The organism is Pseudomonas sp. efr-133-TYG-23 (genome assembly GCF_030209215.1).
In the GTDB taxonomy this organism is placed as follows: domain Bacteria; phylum Pseudomonadota; class Gammaproteobacteria; order Pseudomonadales; family Pseudomonadaceae; genus Aquipseudomonas; species Aquipseudomonas rhodesiae.
Genome location: NZ_JARVSL010000002.1, coordinates 245,866 through 272,304, shown reverse-complemented (window position 1 = coordinate 272,304; position 26,439 = coordinate 245,866). Strand labels below are relative to the sequence as shown.

The window sequence follows — 26,439 nt, the reverse complement described above, 5'->3', positions numbered from 1 at the left end:
TCATACATGGACGCCCCCAGTATGCCAAGCACTCAATTCGTGAAAACACAGACGGCCATCGGGGGCAAGCCCCCTCCCACATTGGAATGGGGTTGGCGCTGGGATCAGTGCTCGATCACTTCGCCGCGCATGGGCGCCAGGCGGGCGAGCAGGCGGTTTTGCGTGGGCACTGGGATCCCTTCGCTGTCCATCGCTTTGATCAGATCCTCCACCAATGCGTTGAAATCACTGCGGCTGACGTTCTGGCCTTTGTGGCTCTCGGCCATGCTGTCGCCGGTGTAGGTGCATGGCCCGCCGGCTTCGACGCAGAACTGTTCGATCAGCTTGTTGCGCAGGCGCTGGATGTCGATACGCCGGAAGCGCTCGACGATGCGTTCGTCGCGGGCGATGTTGAGCAGCATGCCTTCGACGATGCGGGTGATGCCGGGCATGGCGCCGAGGTCGCGGTAGAGGCTGTCGTCCTTGGGCGGTTGCTGGGCGCAGGCGCTCAGCAGCACCAGCAGTAGCACGGGCAATACGCGCATCAGAAACTCCCCTGGACGGACAGGTAAGTGCCGTTCTGGTTATCCAACGTGGCGATTTCCCCCAGCCGTGCGTACGCCAGCACAAACGACACATGCTTGCTGGGGAAGTAAGCGAGGAACACGTCCGCCCAGTCGCTTTCTCCGGCGAAGGACAGGTTGTCGGGTTTCTCGCGGTACTCCACACCCAGCGCCCAGCGCGGGTTGAACAGCAGCGCCACCGAGCCTTCCTTTAGCAGGCTGCGGCGGTCGCGGCGGTCGCCGCCAAAACCGAGCAGGCCGGTTTCATTGGCGCGGCTGTAGCGCAGGCCGCCGTTGACCAGCACGTTGTAGCCAAAGGCCGCGCCCATGAACAGGCGGCTGGCGGCCAAGTAGCCTTCCACATCGCTGTCACGCTTGGCGCCGACCAGGCGCGGAATATCGAACGTGTTCTGATGCTTGTATTGCAGGCCCAACGAAACCTGGGGCAAGCGGTCGTAGATCACATCGCCGAACAGCCGCACTTTGACCCCCAGCACATCCTGGCCGAGGTGGTCGTCGGGCAGGTTCAGCTTGTGTACCAAGGTGCCCAGGTCAAAACGTTGCCGAGCGAAAGAGACTTCCACGCGGTTGTCGTAGGCCAGCGCCAACCCGGCGACATCGAGCCGGTAGTCCGGCAGGTCGACCGTGGTGGCAAACGCCGTGGCGCCCCATTCGTGTTGCTCGCCGTAACCGCTGAGCACCGCCCACGGGGTGATGCCGCCGCCCGCCGCGCCTTCCAGGCTGCTGGCGCCGCCGGTGGCGATCAGGCGACCGTTATCGGCCAGGGCGGCGGGCAGGCTCAGGCTGGCCATGCAACCGATCAGTAGAGAAAGACGCACGTCATAGCCCTCAATGCACCTGCGAAGTTTGCGCACTGAGAGGCAAGGCCACCCAGGCTTCGAAAGCGTCGGCGCTCAAGGGCCGACTGATCAGGTAACCCTGCGCCGTATCGCATTGCCAGCGCTCCAGCAGGCGCAGGCTGTGGGCGTACTCGACACCCTCGGCGACCACCTTGAGCCCCAGGTTATGGCTCATCTCGATGGTGGAACGCACGATCACTGCGTCTTCGCTGGTTTCGTCCAGGTTGCGCACAAACGACTGGTCGATCTTCAACTCTTGCACCGGCAGGCGCTTGAGGTGGGCCAACGACGAGTACCCGGTGCCAAAGTCATCCACCGACAGGCTGATGCCGCACTCGCGCAGCAGGTGCAGCACTTTCAAGGCCTTTTCCGGTTCGCGCATCACCGCGCTTTCGGTGATCTCGAACACCAGCTGTTCGGCCGGCAGCCCGTAGCGCCGCAACAGCGCCGAAACGCGGTGGGCCAGCTCATCGCCAAGCAAATCGTCGGCCGAGATGTTCAGCGACAGTTGCAGGTACAGGCCTCGGCGGTTCCATTCGCACAACTGGCGGATGCCCTCTTCGATCACCCACTGGGTCAGCAACTGGATGCTGCCCGAACGCTCGGCCAGAGGGATGAATTCCGCCGGCGAAACCATGCCGAACTGCGGATGCTGCCAGCGCAACAGGGCTTCAGCCTGACGCACATGGCCCAGACGAATATCCAGTTTGGGCTGGTAGTGCAGCAGCAACTGGCCTTGGCCGGGGGCGTGGCGCAGGTCGCGGATCAGGGTGATCTGGCGACGATGAGCAAGGTCGCGGCCCGGCTCGTACACCTGCAAGCGACCGGGCATTTGCGCGGCGTCCTTCATGGCAATCGCTGCGCGTTCCAGCAGGCTTTGTGCAGAGTCGCCATCGTCCGGGTACACAGCGATGCCCAAGCGGCAGTCGAGCGCCAGGTCGTGGCCGGCAATACGCTGGGGGCGCAATAGCAATTGCTGCAGCTTGTCGGCCAGGCCCACCGCCTCGTCACGACCGGCGCCATCAAGCAGCAGCAGGAACTCGTCGGCGATCAGATGCGCCAGGGTGTCCCGTGGGCGCAGCACGGCTTGCAAGCGTCGGCTGACATTGAGCAACAACTCATCCACGGCGTCCGGCCCGGCGGTTTCGCTGGCGGCGCGCAGGTTGTCGATGCCCAGGTAAATCAGCGCCATCGGCCGCTGGGTGGCAATCGCGCTGCCCAGGCGCTCCATGGCCAGCGCGCGGTTGGGCAAACCGGTGAGGCGATCATGCAGCGCGTTGTGGGCCAGTTGCTGTTCACGCTCGGCGATGCCGCTTTGCATCGCGTTGAGCGCCACGGCCAGGCGGCCCAGTTCGTCGCTGCGGGTCAGGATGACCGGGGTCTGGTAGTCGCCATGGCCAATGCGTTCGGCGGCCTGGGCCAAGGCTTGCACCGGACGCGACACGCCCCGCGCCAGCAGCAATGCGCCGACCAGCGACGCCGCCAACGCAACCAGTGCGATGGCCAGAATCTTTTCATCCAATGGCACAAAGGCTTGCATTGCCGAATCCAGCGGGCTTTGCAGCAAGGCCAGCACCTGGCTGTCGGCGTTGCTGGCCAACACCAGCGATTGGCTGAGAAAACGGTGTGCCAGATGCTCGGTGGTGGACACGCCCTCATGGGTGGACGCCCCCAGCATCAGACTGACGATACTGTCGCGCAGCACCTGGGGCTGAGTGCTGACCAGCGTCCCGGGCTGCTGGCGGTCGATGGCCAGGAACGACACTTCCAGATTGCTCAACGAACGCAGTTCATCGGCGAACGCCGTGTCCATGCTGAAGCCCATCACCACCCGCGCAATCGGCAACGGCGCCAACACCGGCGCTTCCACCAGCAGGTGCGGCGTGCCTTGCAGCGGCACGATCAACAACGCGGCCTGGCGCTGGCGGCGCATTTCGCGCAATGCCTGGTCGTAACGAAAGCTCGAACCCTCGGCGACTTCGTCGACGGTGCTGGCCAGGACTTTGCCGTCCATGCCCAGCAAGATCATGTCGCTGGCATTGATGCGTTTGCCATGGTTGAGCAGCACCGAGCGCATCGTCGCCGAATCGCCACTGGCCACGGCATCGCGAAAGCCAAAGTCGGCCGCCAGCAGTTGCACGCCATCGGCCAGGCGCCGGCCACGCACGTCCAGCAAACGCTCGAACACCCGCGTGCCCACCTGCAACTGGGCCAGCGCCTGGCCATGGACAGCCTGGCGGGTGGCCATCTTGACGCTGAAATACAGCGCGCCGATCACCACCAGCGACAGCAGGATCAGGACCGTGGCGACCCGCGCCTGGTAACTACTGCGCAGTTTCACGGGCAGCTCGATTGAAGGCGTCACCGAAGGCGGTCGGCGCCGGTGGCAGGTCTGCCGAGGCGGGTTGCAGGGTGAGCTGCACGCGGTGGCTCAGGCCGGCGGCGGGAATATGCAAGGTGCCGCCGTCCAGCGGCTGCATATCCGCCAGTTGCGGGTGCCACAGGGTGGCGTGGTAATCCCCCGGCGCCAATGGTTCCAGGCGCACACGGCCTTGGGCATCGCTGACACCGAAGTGAGGATCGTCGGTGACATAGATATAGCCGAGCATCCAGTCATGGATATTGCAGCCCAGCACCACCACGCCCGGTTTGTCGAACAGCAGTGGCGCGGTCGGCGTGCCTTCGTACAGGCGCAGTTCGAAACGCTTGGCGGCCGAAAATGAATACACCTGATGGCGAATATTGTCGCTATTGGGGAAGCGCACCTGGGTGCCGGTATGCACCGCCAGCACATGCGGGGCGAAGCGCTGGCCACGTTGGTCCATCTCCGCCTTGGGCGCGACGGCCGCCACAGCGGCCGGGCCTTGCAAAGTCACAACCGCATCGCTGACCGGGCTGCCATCGGCCTGCTGCACCAACACCTCAAGGGTGGCCGCCGAGACGGGCCCTGCCGCCGCCAGCAAGAGCATCATGCGAGATAACAGGTTTACACATCGGGCCATGGGAGATCCGGTAGAAAGCGGCCAGCCTTGGCGGAAAAGAACGGTTACGGCCATGATGCCGCAATCAAGGCAAAATGCCACTATTGAACACAGGAGGACGCTAAACCGTTGGTCGGTAAAAAACTGTGCAAACGGTCAGGCTCCGTAGAAGTTATCGACCATACCTAAAAAAGCTGTAGTCACCTGCAAGGTGTCTAGACCGCCGCGCGTTCGCGCCGCATCCACATCTCAAAAGCCATGGCGTTGAGCGGCCGGCTGATCAGGTAGCCCTGGGCGGTGTCGCAATTCCACTGCTTGAGCAGCTTCAGGCTGGGTTCGAACTCCACCCCTTCGGCCACCACTTTGAGCCCCAGGTTGTGGCTCATCTCGATGGTCGAACGCACGATCACGCCGTCGCCGCCCTCGTTGTCGAGGTTGCGCACGAAGGACTGGTCGATCTTCAGCTCCTGCACCGGCAGGCGTTGCAGTTGGGCGAGGGAGGAATAACCGGTGCCAAAGTCATCCACCGACAGGCTGATACCGCAGCCGCGCAGTTGCTCCAACACGCTAAGGGCCTGGCGAGGGTTGTGCATGATGGCGCTCTCGGTGATTTCGAACAGCAATTGCTCGGCTTGCACACCGTGCTGGGCAAGCAAAGTGGTCACGCGGATCGCCAGGTCGTCGTCGGCCAGGTCGTCCACCGAGATATTCACCGACAACTGGATCAACAGGCCGCGCCGCGCCCATTCGGCGATCTGGCGGATGGCTTCTTCGATCACCCAGTGGGTCAGGCTGGCCATGCTGCCGGTGCGCTCGGCCAGGGGAATGAACTCGGCCGGCGACACCAACCCCAAACTGGGGTGCTGCCAGCGCAGCAGGGCTTCGGCCTGGCGCACCTGGCCGTGCTTGAGGTCGAGTTTGGGCTGGTAACACAGGTGCAACGCGCCTTCGGTGGCGGCACGGCGCAAGTCGCGAATCAGGGTGATCTGGCGCTGATGGGCGAGGTCGCGGTCCTGCTGGTAGATCTGCAGATAGCCCGGCAGCATCGCCGCATCGTGGCGGGCGATGGCGGCGCGGCTGATCAATTCTTCCACGTGCTGGCCGTCATTGGGGTAGACCGCAATGCCGATGCTCACTTCGTGGCGCAGCTCGTCGTTGCCAATGCGTTGAGGCTCGGTGAGCAGCGCATAGAGGCGGTCGGCGCGGGCCACGGCGCGGTCGATGCCGATATTTTCCAGCAACAGCAGAAATTCGCTGCCGGACACCCGCGCCGCGGTGTCGCTCGCCAACAGGCTCATGGACAGGCACCGGCTGGCTTCGCGCAACATGTCTTCAACCCCCTCCGGGCCGAAGCCTTCGTTGATTGCGCGGTAGTTTTCGATGCCCAGGTACAGCAGCGCCACCGGCCGCCGCGCACTGATCGCACTGCCCAAGCGCTCCATGGCCAGGGCGCGATTGGGCAGCCCGGTAAGGGGGTCGTGCAGGGCGTTATGGGCCAGTTGCCGTTCACGCATGGCGATGCCGCTTTGCATGGCGTTGAAGGCGCGGGCCAGCAGGCCGAACTCATCGTGGCCACGCACCCGCACCGGTGTGCGGTAGTCACCGGCACCGATCCGCCCGGCGGCGTCCACCAAGGCATTGAGCGGCCGCGACACGCGTCGCGCCAGAAACAACGCGCCAGCCAACGACACCACCAACACCGCCAGGGCAATCCCGAGGAACTGCCGGTCCAGCGGCGCAAAGGATTCCAGGGCATGATCCAGCGGGCTTTGCAGCAACACCCGCACGTCATCGCCCTCACCGGTATTGGCCAGCGTCAGCACCTGGCTGAGCACACGCTCGCCGTAGAACCGATGGATATGCGCCTCGGGGTCCGGACGGGCCCCACGCAACAGGTTGATCACCGTGGCCTGATAAGCGTCGGGCTGGGTGCTGAATAATTGGCCGACATGCCCGTTGCGCATGCTGAGGAACGACACCTCCAGGTTGCTCATGGAGCGCAGTTCATTGGCGAACAAAGTGTCCATGGGAAAGCCCATGACCACGCGAGCGATGGGCGTTGTGTCGACGACTTCGTCCTGCACCAGCAAGTAGGGGCGCTGGTTCATGGCCACGATCAACATCTGCAGGCCACCGCGCCGGGCCCGACGCAGTGCCTCGGCATAAGGGAAGACCTGACCCCGCAAGAACCCCGGCAAGGTGCTGACCATCACCGTGCCGTCCAGGCCCAGCACCAGCACTTCGCTGGAACGGATGCCGCTGCCGTGACGCTCCAGCACATCCAGGATCGACGCCGAGTTGCCCTCGGCCACCGCGCTTACGAATGGGCCGTCGGCGGTCAGCCAGTCGAGGCCGTATTGCAGGCGCCGGCCCCGCAGGTCCAAGAGGCGTTCGAACACCTGGCTGCCGGTTTTCAGTTGGGCGCGGGCCTGGTTCTCCACGGCGCGGCTGGTGGCGGCCTGCACCGCAAAGTAGGTCGCGGCGACCACCACCAACAGCAGCAGCGCCAATACGCCGGCAATGCGGGTCTGGAACGTATGGCGCCACGTCATCGGCGTGCCCTCTGGCAGCGTTCGTCTGTTTCTGCCACTACGTCCATTTGTCATGTGCATTCCCTGCGACAGCTGACCTGGCGTCAAAAAATACCCGTCCATTGCAGGTATTTGTGTTGAGCAGATTAGCTCGGCGCAGGCGCTTGTCCACCCAATAAAACCGGGGACTTCACCGTCAGCTTATTGGCGACAGAGGCTTGGCTTTTCGGGTCAGGCCGGCCCTCGCGCGCGCATGAAATCGCCCCAGCGGCGCACCAGGTAGTTGTGCTCGTCCATCACCGCGTTCCACACCGCGATATGGCCCATGCGCTGTTCATAGGAGCCGCCGTCGCGCACCTCGCCCCGGTCGATCAGCGGCAGGCCATCGCTGCCCGGCAGTTCTTCACGGGCGGGCTTGCCGGCGTACCAGTAATCCCACTCGGCGGCGCTCAAATGGTCGCGCGTGCGGGCCGGGTTGCCGATGTAATACCCCTGACGCGCCATCACCGCACCGGGCCAGCCGGACAGCCACCAGTTGAGGTACGCGTAGGCGGCATCCAGCACCGGGCCCTGGGCATGGCGCGATAACGACAAACCGCCGAACCAGGCGCGATAGCCTTCGCGCGGCACCGCCAGGCGGTACTTCACACCGGCGCGATGCAGGCGCATCAAGGTTGGAGACCACAGGCTCTGGATATCGATACTGGGGCTGAGCATCAGTTGCGCGGCTTCTTCGTCGTCTGACCAGAACGCCGCGAAGTGCCCCTCCTTCTGCTTGCGCACCAGGATGTCGGCGAGCACGTCGATGTCCTCGATGCTCATATTGCCGATGTCGCGGAAACTGGCGAGCCCGGCGCCCTGCACCGCCAGCGCGGCATCCAGTGCGCCAATGGCGGCGTCGCTTTGCAGTGCGGTGCGCGCGCGCCACGCCGGGTCCAGCAGCCAGCCCCAACTTTCGTTGCCCCGGCAAAAGCCTGCGGGCAGACGCTCGGGGCGGTAGGCAAAACTGTCGGCGTTGTGGGTCAGGGGCAGCATGCTGATACGTTCGGTCACGGTGCTGCCGAGGCTGCCGTCGTGCTGCACGAACAGCCGCTCGCTGGGCACGCTGCCACTGCCCAGGCGGTCGTTGGGGCTCAGGCGCCCGCGCTTGGGCAAGTCGTTGATCTCGTGCCACAGCGCGATGCGGCGCGTGTCGATGGGCTGGATCGCCCGCGCCGGCCAGACGAAGTCGACGTTGTGAAACCATTGATCGTAAAGGTCGTAACTGTCGGGCTGCATCACCGCAATACGCTGGGCCTGCTCGACATCGTGCACCTGATAGACCAGGCGAATGCCAAGTTCCTGCTCGGCCCGCACGCGCAAACATTCGAGCAATGTCACCGAGGTGCCGAGGACGCGCAGTGTGATCATCGGGCCAACCGCCGGGAAAACACCTCGAAAGAACGACGCAACAGCGCAGGGTCGAGGCCGCGCAGGATAAATACCAAGCGCGATTGCCGGTCGCTGCCCGGCCACGCAGGCAGATGCACCGGCGCGTGCAGGCAATGCTGCACGCCATGAATGACGATGGGGGCGTTACTGGCGTTCACGTTGAGCAGTCCCTTGACCCTGAGGATTCGTTCGCCGTGGCATCTTAGCAGCATCGACAACCACACCCCGAACCCTACCCAGTCCAGCGGCTGCTCGAAGGTCAGGCAGCACACCTGCGCCGCGCCGTGGGAGGCGGTGGTGGATCGATGCAGTTGCCAGCGTTGCACTTCATCGGCGGGCGCGGCGCTGCGCAGGCCTTCGCCGAGCAGCAATTGGTCGCCGCTGTGAATGGCGTGGGAGTCGAGGATCGGCGTACCGGCGTTGAGCGCCTGCAAGTGCGCACGCAGCGGGGCGCAATCGCCGGCCAGGTCGGCCTTGCTCAGCAGCAGGCGGTCGGCGGCGGCCACTTGGGCCAGCCATTCCGGGTGCAGGCGTTCTTGCAGGGCGGCGTGGCTGGCGTCCACCAGGGTGATCACCAGGCCGATATGGAAACGCCCGCGCAGTTGCACGTCGTTGTTGAGTGTGGCGAGGATCGGCGCCGGGTCGGCCAGGCCGGTGGTTTCCAGGATCACGCGCTTGAACGCCGGGATTTCACCGCGTTCGCGGCGCTGCAACAGGGCCAGCAGCGCGTCTTTCAACTCGCCGCGAATCGAACAACACACACAGCCGCTGGGCAGCAGCACGGTGTCTGGGGCCACTTCTTCCACCAGCAAATGGTCGATGCCCACATCGCCGAATTCGTTAATCAGTAACGCGATGTCGCCCAGGCTTTCACCCTCCAACAGGCGCTTGAGCAAGGTGGTTTTGCCGCTGCCGAGGAAGCCGGTGATGACGTTCAGGGCCATGCTCATGGGGCGGACTCCAAGTGATCCAACAGCGTCGCATCGAGGGGGTCCAACGCACGGCCGAGCATGCTTTCGGCCGCTTGCCAGAGTTGATCCAGGCCGCTGGCCAGGGCTTGTTTGCCGGTGGCGCCGATCAGTAAATAAGAGGCGCCCTGGAAATCTTCGACCTTGAGCCGGAACACCGCCAGCACCTGATTGATCGCGGCGATGCGGCGCAGCCGTTCCCTGCGCCGGGGCAACTCGTCGCCCAAGGGGTCGCTCCAATGCAGGTCTTCGCCCAGCAGTCCGCAGAGTCCACACATCGCTATACCCCGCTCATGGCATGACGTCGCCGGCGTTCGGGCCAAGCGTCTGGCCGACAAACAGATTGCCGCCGGGCTCGCTGGCCAGCAGCACGGCGGTGGGCGCCACTTCATCGGCCAGGCCGAAGCGACCCAGGGGCAGCTCGGCGGCTTTGGCGCGTTTCCAAGCCTCGCTGATCCCGCCCACTAACGGCGTTTCGATTGGCCCCGGGGCGATGGCGTTGACCAGTACATTGTCCTTGGCCACTTCCAGGGCCAGGGACTTGGTGAAGCCGATCACCCCGGCCTTGGCGGCGGCGTAGTGAGTCAGCTCGGCGCCGCCCTTGATGCCCAGTTGCGAGGCCACATTGATGATCCGCCCCCAGCGCTGCGCCAGCATGTGCGGCAGGGCGCGCTGACTGGCGACGAACACGCTGGTGAGGTCGACGCGCAGCATGTCGTTCCACATTTCGAGGGTCAGATCGACACAACGCGCCTGGGTCAGCATGCCTGCGTTGTTGACCAGGATATCGATGCCGCCGAAGTGCTCGACACACCGGTCGACCCCGGCCTGAGCGCCTTCTAGCGTGCCGACATCGGCCACACACTCGACCACCTCGGCGCCCAGGTTGCGGCAGGTGATCGCGGTTTCGGCGAGGCTGGCGGCGTTGCGGTCGGCCAATAACAGACGCGCGCCTTCAACCGCATAAGCACGGGCGATGGCGGCACCAATGCCGCTGCCGGCACCGGTGATCACAGCGCGACGATCAGTAAGTTGGGGCATATCCATTCTCCAGAAACAAACAAAATTCCAATGTGAGAGGGGGCTGCCCCCGATTGCAGGGGGTCAGCCAGGACAGCTGTGTCTGACCCACCACCATCGGGGGCAAGCCCCCTCCCACAGTTGAAGCGAGTACATCCGTCAGGCCAGTATCATTCCAATGTGGGAAGGGCTTGCCCCCTACCACCGTTGAAGCGAGTACATCCGTCAGGCCAGTGACATTCCAATGTGGGAGGGGGCTTGCCCCCGATTGCAGGGGGTCAGCCAGGACAGCTGCGTCTGGCACACCCCCATCGGGGGCGAGCCCCCTCCCACAGTTGAAGCGAGTACATCCGTCGAACCAGTGGCATTCCATAGTGGGAGCGGGTACATCCGTCAGGCCAGTGACATTCCAATGTGGGAGGGGGCTTGCCCCCGATTGCAGTGGTTCAGCCAGCACAACTGTATCTGGCGCACCACCATCGGGGGCAAGCCCCCTCCCCCCCATCAGTCAGGCCAGCGTACGGTCAGGCCGCCGTCGATGACGATGCTCTGGCCGGTGAGGTAGCTGGACGCATCACTGGTCAAGAACTGCACCAGCGACGCCACTTCATCGGCGCGCCCTACCCGGCCCAGCGGAATAGCGCGGGCGGCTTTGGCCAGTCCTTCGGGGCCGAGGGAGTTTTTGGCGTCCAGGGACTGCGGCGTCTCGATCAGGCCCGGGATCACCGCATTGCAGCGGATGCCCAGAGGCGCCAGTTCCACCGCCAGCGAACGGCACAACCCCGGCACTCCAGCCTTGGCGGCGGCGTAGTGGCTGTGGTCCTGCCAGCCGTACACGCCGCCGGCAATCGACGAAATCGCCACCAACGCACCGCCCTCGCTCATATGCCGACTGGCGGCGCGAAAGGTGCGCATGACGCCGGTCAGGTCGACGTTGAGCATCTCGTCCCACAGCGCATCGGTCATGTCCAGCAACGGTGCGCGACGCAGCAGGCCGGCGTTGGCCACCGCGTAGTCGAGCCGACCGAAATGCTGCACAGCCTGCGCGGCCAAGGCGTCCACCGAGGCGGTGTCTCCCACGTCCAGCGGCAACATCAGGCAGACGCCACCGGCTTCTTGCACCAGGCTCACAGTGATCTGCGGGTCATGGGGATCAGCCGGAAAGTACCCGCCCACCACTGTCACGCCATTGCGCGCATAGGCCACGGCCAGGGCTTGGCCGATGCCGCTGGCGGCACCGGTAATCAAGGCAACTTTACGATTCATCGAATACTCCTTACTGCACGGTTTCCGGGCGGACATGGCGGGCGGCAAACATCAGCGCACCGGACAGGAAGCACGGCACCGCACCGAACCACAGCGCCGCGGTCTGCCAGTCGCTGCCCGCGGACAGCACTTGAGTGGCACCAAAGCCTGCGACCACCGCACCGATGGGCCCCATGGCATGGATGATCGCGCCGCCAGTGGCGCGAATGCTGGTGGGGAAACTTTCACTGATAAAGAACAGCGCCGCCGAGTACGGCCCGATCAGGAAGAACAGGCCCAGGCTGTACAAGCCCACCACCATGGCCATATTGCTCGGGCCGAACAGCATGCCGGCGAACGACAGACCGCCGAGCATCCAGCCCAGGCCGATCACATTGCGGCGGCCGATCTTGTCGCCCATCCAGCCATGGCTGAGGTAGCCGCAGTAACCCACCAGGTTCGACAGCACCAGGATGATCAGCGAATTCTCGAACGAGATGTGGTGCACGCTGACGATCACCGATGTGCCCAGCACACTGAACACCTGGATCGCCGCCCAGTTGAGCAACAGCGCGGCGCCGATCACCAGGGTGGCGCGGCGTGCCGGGCCACGGAACGCGGCTTTGAGCCCGGCCTTGCTGTGTTCGTCGTAGTCCACGCCGTAGGTGGCGGCGACGTTCTGCGCTTCGATCACCGCGCCACTTTTACGCAGTTCGCTGATGCGCTGATGGATCTGGAACTGCGGGCTCTCCTTGAGCTTGCGCGCCATGATTGCAATCACAATGGCCGGGATCGCCGCGAAGATAAAACACCCCTGCCAACCGATGATCGGCAGCAACAAGGCGGTCAACCCCGCCGCAATCAGTGCCCCTACCGGCCAGCCGCCCTGCACCAGGCTGTAGATGAAACCGCGCCGCTTGGTCAGTCGTGGGTCTTCCGACGCGCCATACAGCTCGGTGAGGTAGGTGGCATTGACGGTTTCTTCGGCATAACCCAGACCGCCCAACGAACGGATCAGAATCAACGGCGACTTGCCCCACGCCCCGCCGATCGCGGTCAGCGCCGAACACAGCGCCGAACCGGCCACGGTAAAAATAATCCCTTTGCGCCGCCCCAGTTTGTCGACGATAGGGCCGATGGCCAGGGCGACCACGGCGGTGCCCACCGCTACCCAGGTCGCGATCTCGGCTTGCTCCACTTCACCCCAGCCGAAGTGCCGGCCGATCTCCGGCAGCAAGGTGCCGAACAGAATGAAGTCGTACACCGCAAACACCCAGGCGAAAAACGCGATCCAGGTGGCGAAGCGCACTTCCTGGGACGTCAATTGCCGGGGTTTCCAACCGGTCAGGTCAAGCTTGTTGTAGATGGACATGGGTGGCGCCTCAAGGGGTGGGGTCAGGAACGCGGTTGGCGACGGATAAAGTCGTCGGCGATTTCATCGAACGTGACAAAACGCACGCCGGCATGGCTCTGGATGTGTTCGATCAAGCGTTCGAGCATCAGCAGCACTTGCGGGCGGCCGGATACGTCGGGGTGGATGGTCATGGTGAACACCGCGTGTTCGTGTTCGCGGTAGACCCAGTCGAACTGGTCGCGCCACATTTCTTCGAGGTGACGCGGGTTGACGAAGCCGTGGCTGTTGGGGGCTTTCTTGATGAACATCATCGGCGGCAGGTCATCCAGGTACCAGTTGGCCGGGATCTCTACCAAGTCGGTTTCTTCACCGCGCACCAGCGGTTTCATCCAGGTGTCGGGGTGCTGGCTGTAGTCGATCTTGGTCCAGCTGTCGCCCTTGCGTACGTAGTAGGGGTGGAAGTCGTTGTGCATCAAGCTGTGGTCGTACTTGATGCCTTTTTTCAGCAACAGCTCGTTGGTGACCTTGCTGAATTCCCACCACGGCGCAACGTAGCCGGTGGGGCGTTTGCCAGTGACTTGGGTGATCAGTTCGATGGACTTGTCGAGGACGATTTCTTCCTGCTCGGCGGTCATCGCAATCGGGTTTTCGTGGCTGTAGCCGTGCACGCCGATTTCGTGGCCGGCATCGGCGACGGCCTTCATCTGCTCGGGGAACGTCTCCATCGAGTGGCCGGGGATAAACCAGGTGGTGCGCAGGCCGTAGCGTTCGAACAGTTTGAGCAGGCGCGGCGCGCCGACTTCCCCGGCGAACAGGCCGCGAGAGATGTCATCCGGCGAGTCCTCGCCGCCGTAGGAACCGAGCCAGCCGGCGACGGCATCAACGTCGACGCCAAATGCACAAAGGATGTCTTTAGCCATGGTGTATCTCCTTAAACGTTAAGTACGGATTCGACGGACAACGCGGCGCGCAGCAGGCGCGCGTCCTCCCCCATCGGGGCGCTGAGCAGCATCCCGGTGGGCAGGCCCAAGGCATCGCGGCCGCTGGGCAAGGTCACGCCGGGCATGTCCAGCAGGCTGCCGGGCATGGTCAGGCGCAGGGTGGCGAGGTTGGTGGTGGCGAACAGGTCGTCGTCGGCTTCCAGAGGCGCCAGGGCCGGGGCGACGTGGGCGACGGTGGGCGTGATCAGGATCGCGCCGTCGAGGTCGTCGACCAGTTGGAGTTGCAGGCGTTGGCGTGCCTCGATCAGGCCGATCAACTGGCTGGCGGGCAGCCCGCGGGCGGTTTCGAGGCGGCGGCGCACCCGTGGATCGAGCTGCGCGGCGTCGGTGCTGTCGAGCAGGGCTTGGTGCAGGGCGAAGGCTTCGAAGGCGCCGAGCCAGCCATGTTGCTGGATCAGTTCCAGTGCGCCTTTGAAAGTCGGGCTTTCACGGGTTTCGATCAGCGCACCGGCGGCCTTGAGTTGCTCCACGGCGCGCAGCAGGTTATTGCCTACGGCCGGTTCAACGTGGCTCAGCACGCTGTGCTCCAGCACAAACCGCTGACCCTTTAGGCTGCGTGCGGTATGGGTGTGCGTGCGGCCGTGAAGGATATCGTCGAGGGTCAGGGCATCGCGCACGCTACGCGCCAGCGGGCCGAGACTGTCGAGGGTGCGAGCCAAAGGGAACACACCGTCGCGGTTATAGCGCCGACTGCTGCTGCGATACCCCACCAGGCCATTGAAGGCCGAGGGGATGCGGATCGAGCCGGCGGTGTCGGTGCCCATGGCGATCGGCACGATTCCAGCGGCGACGGCCACCGCCGAACCGGACGACGAACCACCGGGGATACGCGGCTGATCGCTGGCATGGGGATTGTGCGGCGTGCCGAAATGCGGGTTCAGGCCCAGGCCGGAATACGCCAGTTCACTGAGGTTGGTCTTGCCCACGCTGACCATGCCGGCGCGGCACAACAGGCCGACAACGGGCGCATCGAGCGCGGCGGCGGGGGCATTGCGACGGTAGGCGGCACCGGCGGTGGTGACGCTGCCGGCCATGTCAAACAGGTCTTTCCAGGCCAGCGGCACGCCGTCGAACGGGCTCAATGGCTGACCGGCACGCCAGCGGGCAGCGGCGGCTTCGGCTTCACGGCGTGCGCGGTCGGCGGTGAGGCTGATAAACACGCAGCTAGACCGCCGGGCCAGGTCAAGCGAGTGCTCCAGAGCTTGCACCGGGTCGCTGCGACCGTGGGCGAAATCCTCGGCCATTGATGAGGCATCTGACATCAGCGCAGTCCTTTTAAAACGTACATATTCATAAAATGTACATTTTACAAAGGCAGCTTTCGTGCCAGCCTTGGGTGATCTACTGGCGCTTTCCGGGTCGTTAACGCTAGAGATAGCGAACTAGAGCCCTTTCAGGGTTGCAGAATAATCCGACAAGCAGAGGAGAAGTGACTTAGGCTCAAATAATGTATCTTTTATTAATAAGTACATTTTGGTGCAGAAAAGTAACAACGATCCGCTTCAGGCCCCAAAAAAGTGCCCACAACGTGGCGCAGAGTGACACCCACATCTATGAGAGAATCCCCGGCCATCGTCCTACAGGCTCTTGAGAAATCGATGAAAGCAGCGTCTGCCTCGGCCTCACGTTACGCGATGATTCACCAGGTGTTGCGTGATGCGATCGTCAACGGCACTGCCCGCCATGGGCTAGTGTTGCTGGAAGCGCCCCTGGCCGAATTGTTCGGCACCAGCCGCGTGCCGGTACGCCGGGCGTTGGACCTGCTGCATGAAGAAGGGCTGATTTGCCGTTTCAATGGCCGCGGTTACCTGATCAATCCCGAAGGCCTGGCCATGGAGCCGCTGCGCCTGCCCTTGAGCGCTGCGCACCTGGGCTTGAACGGCGAAGATGAGTTGGTGGACACGCGACCGTTGGGCGAACGGATCGTCGATGAAATCGGCGCGGCGCTGTCCACCTGCATCGCCTTCGGCCATTACCGCCTGGATGAACAGGCGGCCGCCGAACACTACGGCGTCAGCCGCGCGGTGGTGCGTGAAGCGCTGATGCGTCTGCGCGACCGTGGCCTGGTGGAAAAGGAGCCCTACTCCCAATGGCTGGCCGGCCCATTGACAGCCCGGGAAGTGACCGAGGACTACGAACTGCGCGCCTGCCTGGAGCCCGAAGCCTTGCGCCAGAGCGCGCCGAACCTCGACCGCGAGGTGCTGCAAGCCATGCTGCAACGGGTACTGGAGGCCCAGAGCACTCCGCACTGCAGCCTGGAAGCCATCGAGCGCATCGAAGAGGACTTGCACCAGCACTGCCTGGCCGGTCTGCAAAACCGCAAGATCGCGGCGCTGATCCGCCAGGGCCAGAGCCCGATGATCATCAGTCGGATATTCCACGGTTTGCTGGGGATCGGCGCCGATCCGTCAATGCTTGCCGAACATCGCTTGATTCTCGAACTGCTGCTGCACGGTGCCTTCGATGCCGCCGCGCTGAACCTGCGCGAGCACTTGCAGCGGGCGCGACAGCGAATGTTGCAGCGCTTGAAAGTACTCTCGGTACTGCCAGAACAGCCGCTGCCTGCCTACCTTCATAAAATCAGCTGACCCCATGGCCGGAACGCCGCCGTAATTTTATGCAATATGTTGCTATCTCAACCCCACCATTGAAACCACCGCTACCTCGCCCCATCTAAGCACCATACTTCCTGATGCAGGTGCCCCATGAGCGACCAGCAAGAATTTCCCGATTACGACCTCAACGATTACGCCGACCCCGAAAACGCTGAATCCCACTCGTCCAATACCGGCCTGGCCCTGCCTGGGCAGAACCTGCCAGACAAGGTCTATATCATCCCGATCCACAACCGGCCGTTTTTCCCCGCGCAAGTGTTGCCGGTGATCGTCAATGAAGAGCCCTGGGCCGAAACCCTGGAACTGGTGAGCAAGTCCGAGCACCACTCCCTGGCCCTGTTCTTTATGGACACGCCGCCGGAAGACCCGCGCCACTTCGACACCTCCAGCCTGCCGCTGTACGGCACCCTGGTGAAGGTGCATCACGCCAGCCGCGAAAACGGCAAGCTGCAATTCGTCGCCCAGGGCCTGACCCGCGTGAGGATTCGCACCTGGCTCAAGCACCATCGCCCGCCGTACCTGGTGGAAGTCGAATACCCACACCAGCCGTCCGAGCCGACCGACGAGGTCAAGGCTTACGGCATGGCGCTGATCAACGCGATCAAGGAGCTGCTGCCCCTCAACCCGTTGTACAGCGAAGAGTTGAAGAACTACCTCAACCGCTTCAGCCCCAACGACCCATCGCCGCTGACCGACTTCGCCGCCGCCCTCACCTCCGCCACCGGCAACGAACTGCAGGAAGTGCTGGACTGCGTGCCCATGCTCAAGCGCATGGAAAAAGTGCTGCCGATGCTGCGTAAGGAAGTCGAAGTCGCGCGCCTGCAAAAAGAGCTGTCCGCCGAAGTGAACCGCAAAATCGGCGAGCATCAGCGCGAGTTCTTCCTCAAAGAACAGCTCAAAGTCATCCAGCAGGAACTGGGCTTGACCAAGGACGACCGCAGCGCGGACGTCGAGCAATTCGAGCAGCGCCTGGAAGGCAAAGTACTGCCAGCCCAGGCGAAAAAACGCATCGATGAAGAACTCAACAAACTGTCGATCCTGGAGACCGGCTCGCCGGAATACGCGGTCACCCGCAACTACCTGGATTGGGCCACGTCGGTGCCGTGGGGCGTGTACGGCAAGGACAAACTCGACCTTAAGCACGCGCGCAAGGTGCTGGATAAACACCACGCGGGCCTTGACGACATCAAGAGCCGCATCCTCGAATTCCTCGCGGTGGGCGCCTATAAAGGCGAAGTCGCCGGTTCCATTGTGCTGCTGGTGGGCCCGCCGGGCGTGGGCAAGACCAGTGTCGGCAAATCCATCGCCGAGTCCCTGGGCCGCCCGTTCTATCGGTTCAGCGTCGGCGGCATGCGTGACGAGGCCGAAATCAAGGGCCATCGCCGCACCTACATCGGCGCCCTGCCCGGCAAACTGGTGCAGGCGCTCAAGGACGTGGAGGTGATGAACCCGGTGATCATGCTGGACGAGATCGACAAGATGGGCCAGAGCTTCCAGGGTGACCCGGCGTCGGCGCTGCTGGAAACCCTGGACCCTGAGCAGAATGTCGAATTTCTCGACCACTACCTGGACCTGCGCCTGGACCTGTCCAAGGTGCTGTTCGTGTGCACCGCCAACACCCTGGATTCCATCCCCGGCCCATTGCTCGACCGTATGGAAGTGATTCGCCTGTCGGGCTATATCACCGAAGAGAAAGTCGCCATCGCCAAGCGCCATCTATGGCCCAAGCAGCTGGAAAAAGCCGGCGTGGCGAAAAACAGCCTGACCATCAGCGACGGCGCCCTGCGCGCGCTGATCGACGGTTACGCCCGTGAAGCTGGGGTGCGCCAGTTGGAGAAACAGCTGGGCAAACTGGTGCGCAAGGCGGTGGTCAAGTTGCTGGATGCGCCGGACAGCGTGATCAAGATCGGCAACAAAGACCTGGAAAGCTCCCTGGGCACGCCGGTGTTCCGTAATGAACAAGTGTTGTCCGGCACTGGGGTCATCACCGGCCTGGCGTGGACCAGCATGGGCGGTGCCACCTTGCCGATCGAGGCGACGCGCATTCACACCCTTAACCGTGGCTTCAAGCTGACCGGCCAGTTGGGTGAGGTGATGAAGGAGTCCGCCGAAATCGCCTACAGCTACATCAGTTCGAACCTGAAGTCTTTTGGCGGCGACCCGAAGTTCTTCGACGAAGCCTTTGTGCACCTGCATGTGCCGGAAGGCGCCACGCCGAAGGACGGCCCGAGTGCTGGTGTGACCATGGCCAGCGCCCTGCTGTCCCTGGCCCGTAACCAACCGCCGAAGAAAGGCGTGGCCATGACCGGCGAGCTGACACTGACCGGGCATGTGCTGCCAATTGGCGGAGTGCGCGAAAAAGTAATCGCCGCGCGGCGCCAGAAGATTCATGAACTGATCCTGCCGGAGCCCAATCGCGGCAGTTTCGAAGAATTGCCGGAGTACCTGAAGGAAGGCATGACGGTGCATTTCGCCAAGCGCTTTGCGGATGTGGCGAAGGTGCTGTTCTGATAGACCGTTAGCCCTTGCACTGGCCTCATCGGGGGCAAGCCCCCTCCCACAGGCTGATTTGTGAACATACTCAAGTGTGGGAGGGGGCTTGCCCCCGATGCCGTAAGTGGCCCCAACCTGTATCCACCCTGTAACACCTTGTCTTATCTTCGGTTATGCTCGGTCTTCGTCGCCAAACAACGGAGCCCTCATGACCGCTGCCCGCCTGCTTCTCCCCTTGAGCCTTGCCCTGCTGGCCGCCTGCGCCAGCGCTCCCAAGCAAAACGTCACCGTGGAAAACCAGAGCGCCTGCCCGCTCCAGCTGAAAACCGGGCAAAACCTGATCCTTACCCTGCCCAGCAACCCCACTACTGGTTACCGCTGGGCGATCCAGGATTCGGCCGGCGGCGTGCTGCGTGCGCTGAGCCCCGAGGTCTACAGCAGTAGCGAATCCGGGGTGATCGGCGGCGGCGGCCAGTCGACCTGGCGGTTCCAGGCTTTCGCGCCGGGTCAGGGTCGCTTGCGCCTGACCTCCCAGCAGCCCTGGGAGCCGGAAGCCGAACCCGTTGAAGCCTTCGACTGCGCCATTACGGTGAACTGATATGCCGTGGCTGATTCTTGCGCTGATGGGCGCCGGCACTTTTATCTACGGCCTGACCACCCACGCCACGCTGCTGTGCCTGCTGGTCAAACCCTTGCCGGTGCTGGCACTGCTGGGCTGGCTGCACGATGCGCCGCCCACCGACTATCGCCGCTGGATCAGCCTGGGGCTGATTTTCTCACTGGTGGGCGATGTTCTGCTGGCCTGGCCGGGGGACCTGTTTATCTTTGGCCTGGGCGCGTTTCTGTTGGCGCACTTGGCGTACCTCAAGGCTTACTTCAGCGATTGCCGCCGCTTGGCACCGCTGCCGTTGATCCTCGCGCTGGGCGTGGGAGCGGTGCTGTTGAGCCTCCTGATTTCCCATGGCCTGGGGGATTTGTTGATACCTGTGGTGGTTTATGCCCTGGTGATCAGCGCCATGCTCTGGCGCGCGCTGGCCCGCTTAGGCGGAGATGTGCCCAAGCGTTCGGCGCTGCTGGCCGCGGCGGGAGCCGCATCCTTTGTGTTTTCCGACACGCTGATCGGCATCAATCGGTTCGTGGTCGCGTTCGAGGCCGCGCCGTATTTGCTGATTACTACCTATTGGCTTGGCCAGTGGGGAATTACAGCCGCGGCATTCTCAGTAAGCGCCTCTAAGCGCACTCTTTAAACTCAATCAATAAAACACTCATTAGACAATTCAGCGCGAAACCTTATATCAAATCCGTCTATCAAACTGTCATAGTTGACAGTATTCCAATTTTCAAACCAAGAATAGATTACTTATACGTCCAACATGTAATGTTTATTCAGAAAATTGGAGACTAAAATCATGAGAAACCAAAAGAACGCAAATGGAGAATTTTCGGGTACTGTTTCCAAGAACGATGCGCCCACAGACTTCGTCGGCGAGAGCTTTTACTTATATTATGACGACAGGGAACTTGAGATCTATGCAGGGGATAAGGTTTCCGAAAATCGTTGGTCGTCAATAACCTTGACACTGGCCCCAAACATTGTTGCAGGCAAACATGTTTTAGATAACTTTTCCAGTTTCAGAAGCGCCATGGTAGTTCCAGCAGAACTTGATAGCCTTCAAAACTACGAAGGCACCCTTGATATCACACCTGATCATACTAATCGACATTACAAAGGCACACTTTCCCTCACTGCCAAAAGCAATGGTTCAGACACTTACAAAATAGACGCAACGTTTGATCTCCAAGAATCAACTTAGCTACCGTCATTACCCACCGCTTACGAAGACTGCACCCGCTAACGAGCCCGTGCAGTCTTATCTGAACCGATAATGGCTTTCAGACAAACCGCGCACTCCTCCTTCAACTTGGCTAAAATGCCGGCCTTTCCCCCAACGTCGCCGGAACAACCGTGAGCCAAGAACCCGATCGCCTGTTCGCCCAGCCCCTGCCCCAGGTGCCGGACTTCGCCTTTAACGAGGATGTAGTGCGGGTGTTTCCCGACATGATCAAACGCTCGGTGCCTGGGTATCCGACCATTGTCGAGAACCTCGGCGTGCTGGCCGCGCAGTTTGCCCAACCCCACAGCGTGCTCTACGACCTGGGCTCATCCCTCGGCGCGGTGACCCAGGCTCTGCGGCGCCATGTGCGCACCGAGGGCTGCTCGGTGATCGCGGTGGATAACTCGGCGGCGATGGTCGAACGCTGTCGCGAATACCTCAATGGCCAGGACTCGATGTTTCAGGAGTTGCTGCCGGTGCAGGTGGTCGAGAGCGATATCCTCGCGTTGCAGCTCCAGCCGGCTTCGGTGGTGGCGCTGAACTTCACCTTGCAGTTCATCGCCCCCGAGGAGCGCCTGGCGTTGCTCGGCCGCATTCGTCAGGCGCTGTTGCCGGGCGGCGCGCTGATCCTTTCGGAAAAGCTGCGCTTCAATGACCTGGAAGAACACGCACTGCTCACCGACCTGCATGTGGCGTTCAAACGCGCCAACGGCTATAGCGAACTGGAAATCGCCCAGAAACGCAGCGCCATCGAAAACGTCATGAAGCCCGACAGCCTCGAAGAACACCGCGAACGCCTGCTGGCGGCCGGGTTCTCGAAAGTCGTGCCGTGGTTCCAGTGTCTTAACTTTGCCTCGTTGATTGCCTTGCCATGATTGATCTGTCCCCCCTCGCCCGCCATCTGGTCGGCACGCCCCTGGCCGTTTGGGCCCAGGGCCTGCAGGCGCAACTCGACAGCAAAATGGAGAAAGGCCACGGCGACCTCGCGCGCTGGCAGAGCGCGCTGGACGCACTGCCGCCCCTCGCGCCCGACCACGTCGACCTGCTGAACGGCCTGACCCTGGACGCCGACTGCGACGACGCCACCCGCGCGCAGATGCACACCGCACTCATGGGCCTGAGCCCCTGGCGCAAAGGCCCGTTCCATTTGTTCGGCGTGCACGTGGACACCGAATGGCGCTCGGACTGGAAGTGGTCGCGGGTGGCGCCGCACCTGAACCTCAAGGGCAAGCGCATCCTCGACGTCGGCTGCGGCAATGGCTACTACATGTGGCGCATGCTCGGCGCCGGTGCCGACAGCGTGATCGGCGTGGACCCCAACTGGTTGTTCTTCTGCCAGTTCCAGGCGGTGCAACGCTACCTGTCCGAGCCCAAAGCCTGGCACCTACCGTTCCCGTTCGAAGACCTGCCGCCCAACCTGGAAGGCTTCGACACGGTGTTTTCCATGGGCGTTTTCTACCACCGTCGCTCGCCCATCGAGCACTTGCTGGCGCTCAAGGACACACTGGTCAAGGGCGGCGAGCTGGTGCTGGAAACCTTGGTGGTGGAAGGCGATCAGCAACAAGTGCTGGTGCCGGAAGATCGCTACGCGCAGATGCGCAACGTGTGGTTCCTGCCCTCGGTGCCGGCGTTGATGCTATGGCTGCGGCGTGCCGGGTTCAGTGATGTGCGGTGTGTGGATGTGAGTGTGACCACGGTGCAGGAACAACGTGGGACGGAATGGATGAAGTATCAATCCCTCAGCGATTTCCTCGATCCGGATGATCACAGCAAGACCATTGAAGGGCTGCCGGCGCCTATGCGGGCCGTCATCATCGCCAAAAAGTAAGCCCCCGTCCCGCTGGAAAAATAAAGCTCAAAATATGGGAGGGGGTTTGCCCCCGATTTCAGAGTGTCCGTCAGCATAGCCTTAGCTGACCCGCCGTCATCGGGGGCAAGCCCCCTCCCACATTTGATCTGCTGTGTTCTTTAGAGGGCGGGTTTGGCACGGCGGGCTTTGAAGAATTCGCTCAGCACCGTGCCGCACTCTTCAGCCAGTACACCGCCTTCAAACAACACCCGATGATTCAAAAAGCCCTGGGTAAAAAACTGCCCCTGGCTCTGCACGATCCCCGCCTTAGGCTCCAATGCGCCGTACACCACTCGTGCGATGCGTGAATGCACGATCAGCCCGGCGCACATGCTGCACGGCTCCAGGGTCACATACAGCGTGCTGCCTGGCAGGCGGTAGTTGCTGACGGCCTGGGCGGCGGCGCGGATGGCGACCATTTCGGCGTGGGCGCTAGGGTCGTTACCGCTGATGGGGCAATTAAAGCCTCGTCCGATGATTTCACCGTCTTGCACCAGCACTGCGCCGACCGGCACCTCACCCAGCGCTGCGCCTTGGGCGGCGAGGGCCAGGGCTTCACGCATAAAGTCCTGGTCCCGGCTGCGGTCGATGATCGCCGTGGGGCGAAACTGACGCATCACGCCACCTCAATGGCGGCCATCAGGCCGGTTTCCATATGGTCGATCACATGGCAGTGGAACATCCACACCCCAGGGTTATCCGCCACCAACGCCACCCGGGCGCGCTCGTTCTTGCCCAGCAAGTAGGTGTCGGTGAAATACGGGATCACCTTGTGGCGGTTCGAGGCGATCACCTTGAAACTCATGCCGTGCAGGTGGATCGGGTGCTGGTACTGGGTCATGTTCTTCAATTCGAAAATGTAGCTCTTGCCCTTTTCCAGCTTGGCGATCGGGCGGTCGGCGCAGGTCTTGTCGGTGATGTCCCAGGCCTGGCCGTTGATCTGCCACAGGCTCGGCGGCTTGCCGTTGTCCACATTGACCGAGACCGAACCGACCCACTCGAAATTGAAGTTGAGTTTCTCGGCATTGGCCAGGTCCGGCTCGCTGATCGGGTTGGCCGGCAGCGCCGGTGGCCAGTCGGTGGGCGCGTCGGTATTGGCCACTGAGCGGAAGGTGCCCAGGCGCACCGGGCCGTTGCGGATCGACAGTTCTTCACCCGCCGCCGGCGCCTTGACCGCCAGGCAGATACGCATGCCCGGGCCCAGCCAGTACTCCTTGCCCAGCGGGCGCGGTTCGATAGGGTTGCCATCCAACGCGTAGATGCGCGCTTCGACGTCGGGAATATTGATGCGATAAGTCAGGGTGTTATCCAGGTTGAGCAGACGCACACGGGTGATCTGCCCGGCCGGCAAGTCGATCACCGCCTGGGACACACCGTTGATCGTCGACAAGCGCCCGGCCGTACCGCCACGCGCCGCTTCGCGGGGGATGCTGAAGGCGACAAACGCGCCCTCTTCGTCCACGTGCCAGCTCTTGAGGCTCAGGGTGCATTCGTGTTTGAAACCGGTAGGCTCGCGCTCTTCGATGATCAGCGGGCCCACCAGGCCACGGCCGAGTTCTTCGCTGCTGTTGACGTGAGGGTGGTACCAGTAGCTGCCGGCGTCGGGCACGCGGAACTTGTAGTCGAAGTATTCGCCAGGCAGCACCGGCAACTGCGAGACGTAGGGCACGCCGTCCATTTCCAGCGGCAGGCGGATGCCATGCCAGTGGATGGTGGTGGCGACCGGCAAGTGGTTGATAAAGCGCACTCGCAACCACTCACCCTGGCGCACGCGCAACTCGGTGCCCGGCGCCGACGGGCCGAACGCCCAGGCCTCGGTCTTATGTCCCGGCACCAGCTCAACATCCAGCGGCGCCGCGATCAGTTCGTAATCGTGCCCCGCCTCGGCTTCGGCGACTTTCCCCAGCCAGTAGCGGTAGCCGCCACCGGCACCGACACCTACTACAGCCAGGCCTGCAAGACCACCCAGGATTTGTCGACGGGAAAAGGATCGGGACACAACAACCTCGCGTATCGGCCAGCAGGCGCATAGCCTGCAAAGGGCGGATACGATACACCCACACGGGCTAAACAGTAAGGGTTCTCATGTGGGAGGTAACGCCCTCCCACATTGCGGCTTGGCTGTTTTTAGTGCTTGGCGGCGGCCAGGATCAGGGCCTTCATTTCGGCAACCGCGCCTTTGAAGCCGACGAACAGCGCGTGGGCCACCAAGGCATGACCGATGTTCAGTTCGTTGATGCCCTTGATCGCGGCGACGGCCTCGACGTTGTGGTAGTGCAAACCGTGGCCGGCATTGACGATCAAGCCTTCATTGAGACCGCAGTTCACGCCTTCGATAATGCGTTGCAGCTCGTCTGCGACCTCCGTCGGCGTGGTGGCATCGGCGTAGCGGCCAGTATGCAGTTCGATGGCGGGCGCGCCGACGCGGCGCGAGGCCTCGATCTGGCGCAGGTCGGCGTCGATAAACAACGACACTTCGCTGCCGATCTTCGACAAACGCTGCACCGCGGCCTTGATCCGCGCTTCCTGGCCGGCCACATCCAGGCCGCCCTCGGTGGTGAGTTCCTGGCGGGTTTCCGGCACCAGGCAGATATGTGCCGGGCGGATGCGCTCGGCGAACGCCATCATTTCATCGGTGACGCCCATTTCGAAATTCATTCGGGTTTGCAGCACGTCCTTGAGCAGCAGCACGTCGCGTTCCTGGATGTGCCGACGGTCTTCGCGCAAGTGCACGGTGATGCCGTCGGCGCCCGCTTCTTCGGCGTCCAGCGCGGCCTTGACCGGATCGGGGTAGCGAGTGCCCCGGGCCTGGCGCAGGGTAGCGACGTGGTCGATGTTGACGCCAAGAAGAATGCGATTGCTGGTGGTCACGGAAGCGCTCCTGAAAAGGGGAAAGAAACGCTGCACAGCATACACGGGGATGTCAGGGCTTTCGAAACAACTCGCGACTGACCAGCGGCCGCCCGCCCAGGTGCACGGCCAGGGCCTGGCGCATCAGGCGCTTGGCGGCGGACAAGGCGCCGGGCGCGGTCCAGTCGGCTTCGCTCATGGCCAGCAGCTCGGTGCCCTGAAATAGACCGGGTTGCAGCAAGTAGACGCGCTCCAGCCCCGCGTCCACTTGCAGGCGATACATACCATCGGCGGCGATGGGTTCGCCGTGCAGGTCATTGTTCAGTTCAAAGCCGTAACCCAGATCGTCCAGCAAACGCCATTCGAAGGCGCGCAGCAACGGCTCCAACGGCCGACCTTCGGCCAGGGCCAGCAAGGTGGCGGCGTAGTGATCGAAGATCGCCGGGTGCGGATCTTCGGCCGGCAACAGGCGAATCAGCAGTTCATTGAGGTACAGGCCGCTGAACAGCGCATCGCCATTGAGCCAGGCGCAGGTGCCGACGCTTTCCAGGCGGCCGACGTTCTTCAGCTCGCCCTTGCCGCGAAACTCCACATCCAGCGCCACAAAGGGCCGCGCCAATGTCCCGGCCTTGCCCCGCGCACTGCGCAACACCGCGCGCAGGCGACCTTGCGGGGTGAGGAAATCCACCAGGGCGCTGGTCTCGCGATAGGCACGGCTGTGCAGGACATAGGCGAGTTGGCTGGGAGGTGGGGACTGGGACATGGGTTCTCTATCGTGAAAACAACATAAACCTAATGTGGGAAGGGGCTTGGCCCCGATGGCGGTGGCTCAGTCACGTATTTATTAACTGGTCCACCGCTATC

24 protein-coding genes are annotated in these 26,439 nt (G+C 62.8%); 7 read left to right on the top strand and 17 right to left on the bottom strand.

Features of this window, described 5'->3' with window-relative positions; genetic code table 11:
* Window positions 1-104: 104 nt before the first annotated feature.
* The 13 genes from QRN41_RS01960 to QRN41_RS01900 form a co-directional block, all read right to left on the bottom strand.
* Complete coding sequence (locus tag QRN41_RS01960; RefSeq protein ID WP_047881593.1) at window positions 105-524, bottom strand: group I truncated hemoglobin; 420 nt, start codon at window positions 522-524, stop codon at window positions 105-107.
* A complete protein-coding gene (locus QRN41_RS01955; protein WP_167417320.1) occupies window positions 524-1,354 on the bottom strand; it encodes a DUF3034 family protein in 831 nt (276 codons plus the stop codon). Before QRN41_RS01955 ends, QRN41_RS01960 begins: the two co-directional genes overlap by 1 nt.
* Window positions 1,355-1,391: 37 nt before the next feature.
* Window positions 1,392-3,743 carry a putative bifunctional diguanylate cyclase/phosphodiesterase gene (locus QRN41_RS01950; RefSeq protein ID WP_167417227.1) on the bottom strand — a complete coding sequence of 784 codons (2,352 nt, stop codon included), beginning with the start codon at window positions 3,741-3,743 and terminating at the stop codon, window positions 1,392-1,394.
* Window positions 3,727-4,404, bottom strand: coding sequence for a methylamine utilization protein (locus QRN41_RS01945; protein WP_123480615.1), 678 nt, complete (start codon window positions 4,402-4,404; stop codon window positions 3,727-3,729). Before QRN41_RS01945 ends, QRN41_RS01950 begins: the two co-directional genes overlap by 17 nt.
* 194 nt (window positions 4,405-4,598) lie before the next feature.
* A complete protein-coding gene (locus QRN41_RS01940; protein ID WP_285421111.1) occupies window positions 4,599-6,935 on the bottom strand; it encodes a putative bifunctional diguanylate cyclase/phosphodiesterase in 2,337 nt (778 codons plus the stop codon).
* A 210-nt stretch (window positions 6,936-7,145) separates the two neighbouring features.
* The gene (locus QRN41_RS01935) at window positions 7,146-8,324 is read right to left on the bottom strand and encodes an ABC transporter substrate-binding protein (RefSeq protein WP_034137133.1); all 1,179 of its coding nucleotides are present in this window, start codon (window positions 8,322-8,324) and stop codon (window positions 7,146-7,148) included.
* Complete coding sequence (locus QRN41_RS01930; protein WP_285421110.1) at window positions 8,321-9,295, bottom strand: CobW family GTP-binding protein; 975 nt, start codon at window positions 9,293-9,295, stop codon at window positions 8,321-8,323. The genes QRN41_RS01935 and QRN41_RS01930 overlap by 4 nt, the downstream gene beginning before the upstream one ends.
* Complete coding sequence (locus QRN41_RS01925; RefSeq protein ID WP_034096069.1) at window positions 9,292-9,591, bottom strand: hypothetical protein; 300 nt, start codon at window positions 9,589-9,591, stop codon at window positions 9,292-9,294. The genes QRN41_RS01930 and QRN41_RS01925 overlap by 4 nt, the downstream gene beginning before the upstream one ends.
* Window positions 9,592-9,604: 13 nt before the next feature.
* A complete protein-coding gene (locus tag QRN41_RS01920) occupies window positions 9,605-10,354 on the bottom strand; it encodes an SDR family NAD(P)-dependent oxidoreductase (RefSeq protein WP_034111902.1) in 750 nt (249 codons plus the stop codon).
* Window positions 10,355-10,837: 483 nt separating this feature from the next.
* The gene (locus QRN41_RS01915; RefSeq protein ID WP_123480618.1) at window positions 10,838-11,599 is read right to left on the bottom strand and encodes an SDR family NAD(P)-dependent oxidoreductase; all 762 of its coding nucleotides are present in this window, start codon (window positions 11,597-11,599) and stop codon (window positions 10,838-10,840) included.
* A gap of 10 nt (window positions 11,600-11,609) precedes the next feature.
* Window positions 11,610-12,950, bottom strand: coding sequence for an MFS transporter (locus tag QRN41_RS01910; RefSeq protein WP_040267372.1), 1,341 nt, complete (start codon window positions 12,948-12,950; stop codon window positions 11,610-11,612).
* Window positions 12,951-12,973: 23 nt separating this feature from the next.
* Window positions 12,974-13,852 carry a polysaccharide deacetylase family protein gene (locus QRN41_RS01905; protein WP_034096065.1) on the bottom strand — a complete coding sequence of 293 codons (879 nt, stop codon included), beginning with the start codon at window positions 13,850-13,852 and terminating at the stop codon, window positions 12,974-12,976.
* Between the two features lie 11 nt (window positions 13,853-13,863).
* Complete coding sequence (locus QRN41_RS01900) at window positions 13,864-15,195, bottom strand: amidase (RefSeq protein WP_285421109.1); 1,332 nt, start codon at window positions 15,193-15,195, stop codon at window positions 13,864-13,866.
* 336 nt (window positions 15,196-15,531) lie between these two features.
* On the opposite strand from QRN41_RS01900, the gene QRN41_RS01895 reads away from it, so the two are divergent.
* From QRN41_RS01895 to cmoB, 7 genes are all read left to right on the top strand, one after another.
* Window positions 15,532-16,521: a GntR family transcriptional regulator gene (locus QRN41_RS01895; protein ID WP_034137128.1), complete on the top strand. Its 990-nt coding sequence runs from the start codon at window positions 15,532-15,534 to the stop codon at window positions 16,519-16,521.
* 117 nt (window positions 16,522-16,638) lie between these two features.
* Window positions 16,639-19,059, top strand: a complete 2,421-nt coding sequence (lon, locus tag QRN41_RS01890; protein ID WP_034137127.1) for an endopeptidase La — start codon at window positions 16,639-16,641, stop codon at window positions 19,057-19,059.
* Window positions 19,060-19,249: 190 nt separating this feature from the next.
* Window positions 19,250-19,639: a protease inhibitor I42 family protein gene (locus tag QRN41_RS01885; protein WP_034096061.1), complete on the top strand. Its 390-nt coding sequence runs from the start codon at window positions 19,250-19,252 to the stop codon at window positions 19,637-19,639.
* 1 nt (window position 19,640) lies between these two features.
* Window positions 19,641-20,288 carry a lysoplasmalogenase gene (locus tag QRN41_RS01880; RefSeq protein ID WP_034137126.1) on the top strand — a complete coding sequence of 216 codons (648 nt, stop codon included), beginning with the start codon at window positions 19,641-19,643 and terminating at the stop codon, window positions 20,286-20,288.
* A gap of 162 nt (window positions 20,289-20,450) precedes the next feature.
* Complete coding sequence (locus QRN41_RS01875) at window positions 20,451-20,855, top strand: hypothetical protein (RefSeq protein ID WP_285421108.1); 405 nt, start codon at window positions 20,451-20,453, stop codon at window positions 20,853-20,855.
* Between the two features lie 152 nt (window positions 20,856-21,007).
* Window positions 21,008-21,751, top strand: coding sequence for a carboxy-S-adenosyl-L-methionine synthase CmoA (gene cmoA / locus QRN41_RS01870; protein ID WP_285421107.1), 744 nt, complete (start codon window positions 21,008-21,010; stop codon window positions 21,749-21,751).
* Window positions 21,748-22,704, top strand: a complete 957-nt coding sequence (gene cmoB / locus QRN41_RS01865; RefSeq protein ID WP_094065380.1) for a tRNA 5-methoxyuridine(34)/uridine 5-oxyacetic acid(34) synthase CmoB — start codon at window positions 21,748-21,750, stop codon at window positions 22,702-22,704. Before cmoA ends, cmoB begins: the two co-directional genes overlap by 4 nt.
* A gap of 140 nt (window positions 22,705-22,844) precedes the next feature.
* On the opposite strand, the gene tadA is transcribed toward cmoB, so the two are convergent.
* The 4 genes from tadA to recO form a co-directional block, all read right to left on the bottom strand.
* Window positions 22,845-23,342: a tRNA adenosine(34) deaminase TadA gene (gene tadA, locus QRN41_RS01860; RefSeq protein WP_034096057.1), complete on the bottom strand. Its 498-nt coding sequence runs from the start codon at window positions 23,340-23,342 to the stop codon at window positions 22,845-22,847.
* Window positions 23,342-24,724: a multicopper oxidase family protein gene (locus QRN41_RS01855; RefSeq protein ID WP_285421106.1), complete on the bottom strand. Its 1,383-nt coding sequence runs from the start codon at window positions 24,722-24,724 to the stop codon at window positions 23,342-23,344. Before QRN41_RS01855 ends, tadA begins: the two co-directional genes overlap by 1 nt.
* Window positions 24,725-24,852: 128 nt before the next feature.
* Complete coding sequence (gene pdxJ, locus QRN41_RS01850; protein ID WP_285421105.1) at window positions 24,853-25,596, bottom strand: pyridoxine 5'-phosphate synthase; 744 nt, start codon at window positions 25,594-25,596, stop codon at window positions 24,853-24,855.
* 52 nt (window positions 25,597-25,648) lie between these two features.
* On the bottom strand, window positions 25,649-26,338 hold the full coding sequence (gene recO, locus QRN41_RS01845) for a DNA repair protein RecO (RefSeq protein ID WP_285421104.1): 690 nt from the start codon (window positions 26,336-26,338) through the stop codon (window positions 25,649-25,651).
* Window positions 26,339-26,439 lie beyond the last annotated feature (101 nt).

Excerpts from the sequence above, each read along its gene's own strand:
- QRN41_RS01960 (WP_047881593.1), bottom strand. The coding sequence starts at position 524 with ATGCGCGTATTGCCCGTGCTACTGCTGGTGCTGCTGAGCGCCTGCGCC.
- QRN41_RS01955 (WP_167417320.1), bottom strand. The coding sequence starts at position 1,354 with ATGGCCAGCCTGAGCCTGCCCGCCGCCCTGGCCGATAACGGTCGCCTG.
- QRN41_RS01945 (WP_123480615.1), bottom strand. The coding sequence starts at position 4,404 with ATGGCCCGATGTGTAAACCTGTTATCTCGCATGATGCTCTTGCTGGCG.
- QRN41_RS01940 (WP_285421111.1), bottom strand. The coding sequence starts at position 6,935 with ATGACGTGGCGCCATACGTTCCAGACCCGCATTGCCGGCGTATTGGCG.
- QRN41_RS01935 (WP_034137133.1), bottom strand. The coding sequence starts at position 8,324 with ATGATCACACTGCGCGTCCTCGGCACCTCGGTGACATTGCTCGAATGT.
- QRN41_RS01930 (WP_285421110.1), bottom strand. The coding sequence starts at position 9,295 with ATGAGCATGGCCCTGAACGTCATCACCGGCTTCCTCGGCAGCGGCAAA.
- QRN41_RS01925 (WP_034096069.1), bottom strand. The coding sequence starts at position 9,591 with ATGTGTGGACTCTGCGGACTGCTGGGCGAAGACCTGCATTGGAGCGAC.
- QRN41_RS01920 (WP_034111902.1), bottom strand. The coding sequence starts at position 10,354 with ATGCCCCAACTTACTGATCGTCGCGCTGTGATCACCGGTGCCGGCAGC.
- QRN41_RS01915 (WP_123480618.1), bottom strand. The coding sequence starts at position 11,599 with ATGAATCGTAAAGTTGCCTTGATTACCGGTGCCGCCAGCGGCATCGGC.
- QRN41_RS01910 (WP_040267372.1), bottom strand. The coding sequence starts at position 12,950 with ATGTCCATCTACAACAAGCTTGACCTGACCGGTTGGAAACCCCGGCAA.
- QRN41_RS01905 (WP_034096065.1), bottom strand. The coding sequence starts at position 13,852 with ATGGCTAAAGACATCCTTTGTGCATTTGGCGTCGACGTTGATGCCGTC.
- QRN41_RS01900 (WP_285421109.1), bottom strand. The coding sequence starts at position 15,195 with ATGTCAGATGCCTCATCAATGGCCGAGGATTTCGCCCACGGTCGCAGC.
- QRN41_RS01895 (WP_034137128.1), top strand. The coding sequence starts at position 15,532 with ATGAAAGCAGCGTCTGCCTCGGCCTCACGTTACGCGATGATTCACCAG.
- lon (WP_034137127.1), top strand. The coding sequence starts at position 16,639 with ATGAGCGACCAGCAAGAATTTCCCGATTACGACCTCAACGATTACGCC.
- QRN41_RS01885 (WP_034096061.1), top strand. The coding sequence starts at position 19,250 with ATGACCGCTGCCCGCCTGCTTCTCCCCTTGAGCCTTGCCCTGCTGGCC.
- QRN41_RS01880 (WP_034137126.1), top strand. The coding sequence starts at position 19,641 with ATGCCGTGGCTGATTCTTGCGCTGATGGGCGCCGGCACTTTTATCTAC.
- QRN41_RS01875 (WP_285421108.1), top strand. The coding sequence starts at position 20,451 with ATGAGAAACCAAAAGAACGCAAATGGAGAATTTTCGGGTACTGTTTCC.
- cmoB (WP_094065380.1), top strand. The coding sequence starts at position 21,748 with ATGATTGATCTGTCCCCCCTCGCCCGCCATCTGGTCGGCACGCCCCTG.
- tadA (WP_034096057.1), bottom strand. The coding sequence starts at position 23,342 with ATGCGTCAGTTTCGCCCCACGGCGATCATCGACCGCAGCCGGGACCAG.
- recO (WP_285421104.1), bottom strand. The coding sequence starts at position 26,338 with ATGTCCCAGTCCCCACCTCCCAGCCAACTCGCCTATGTCCTGCACAGC.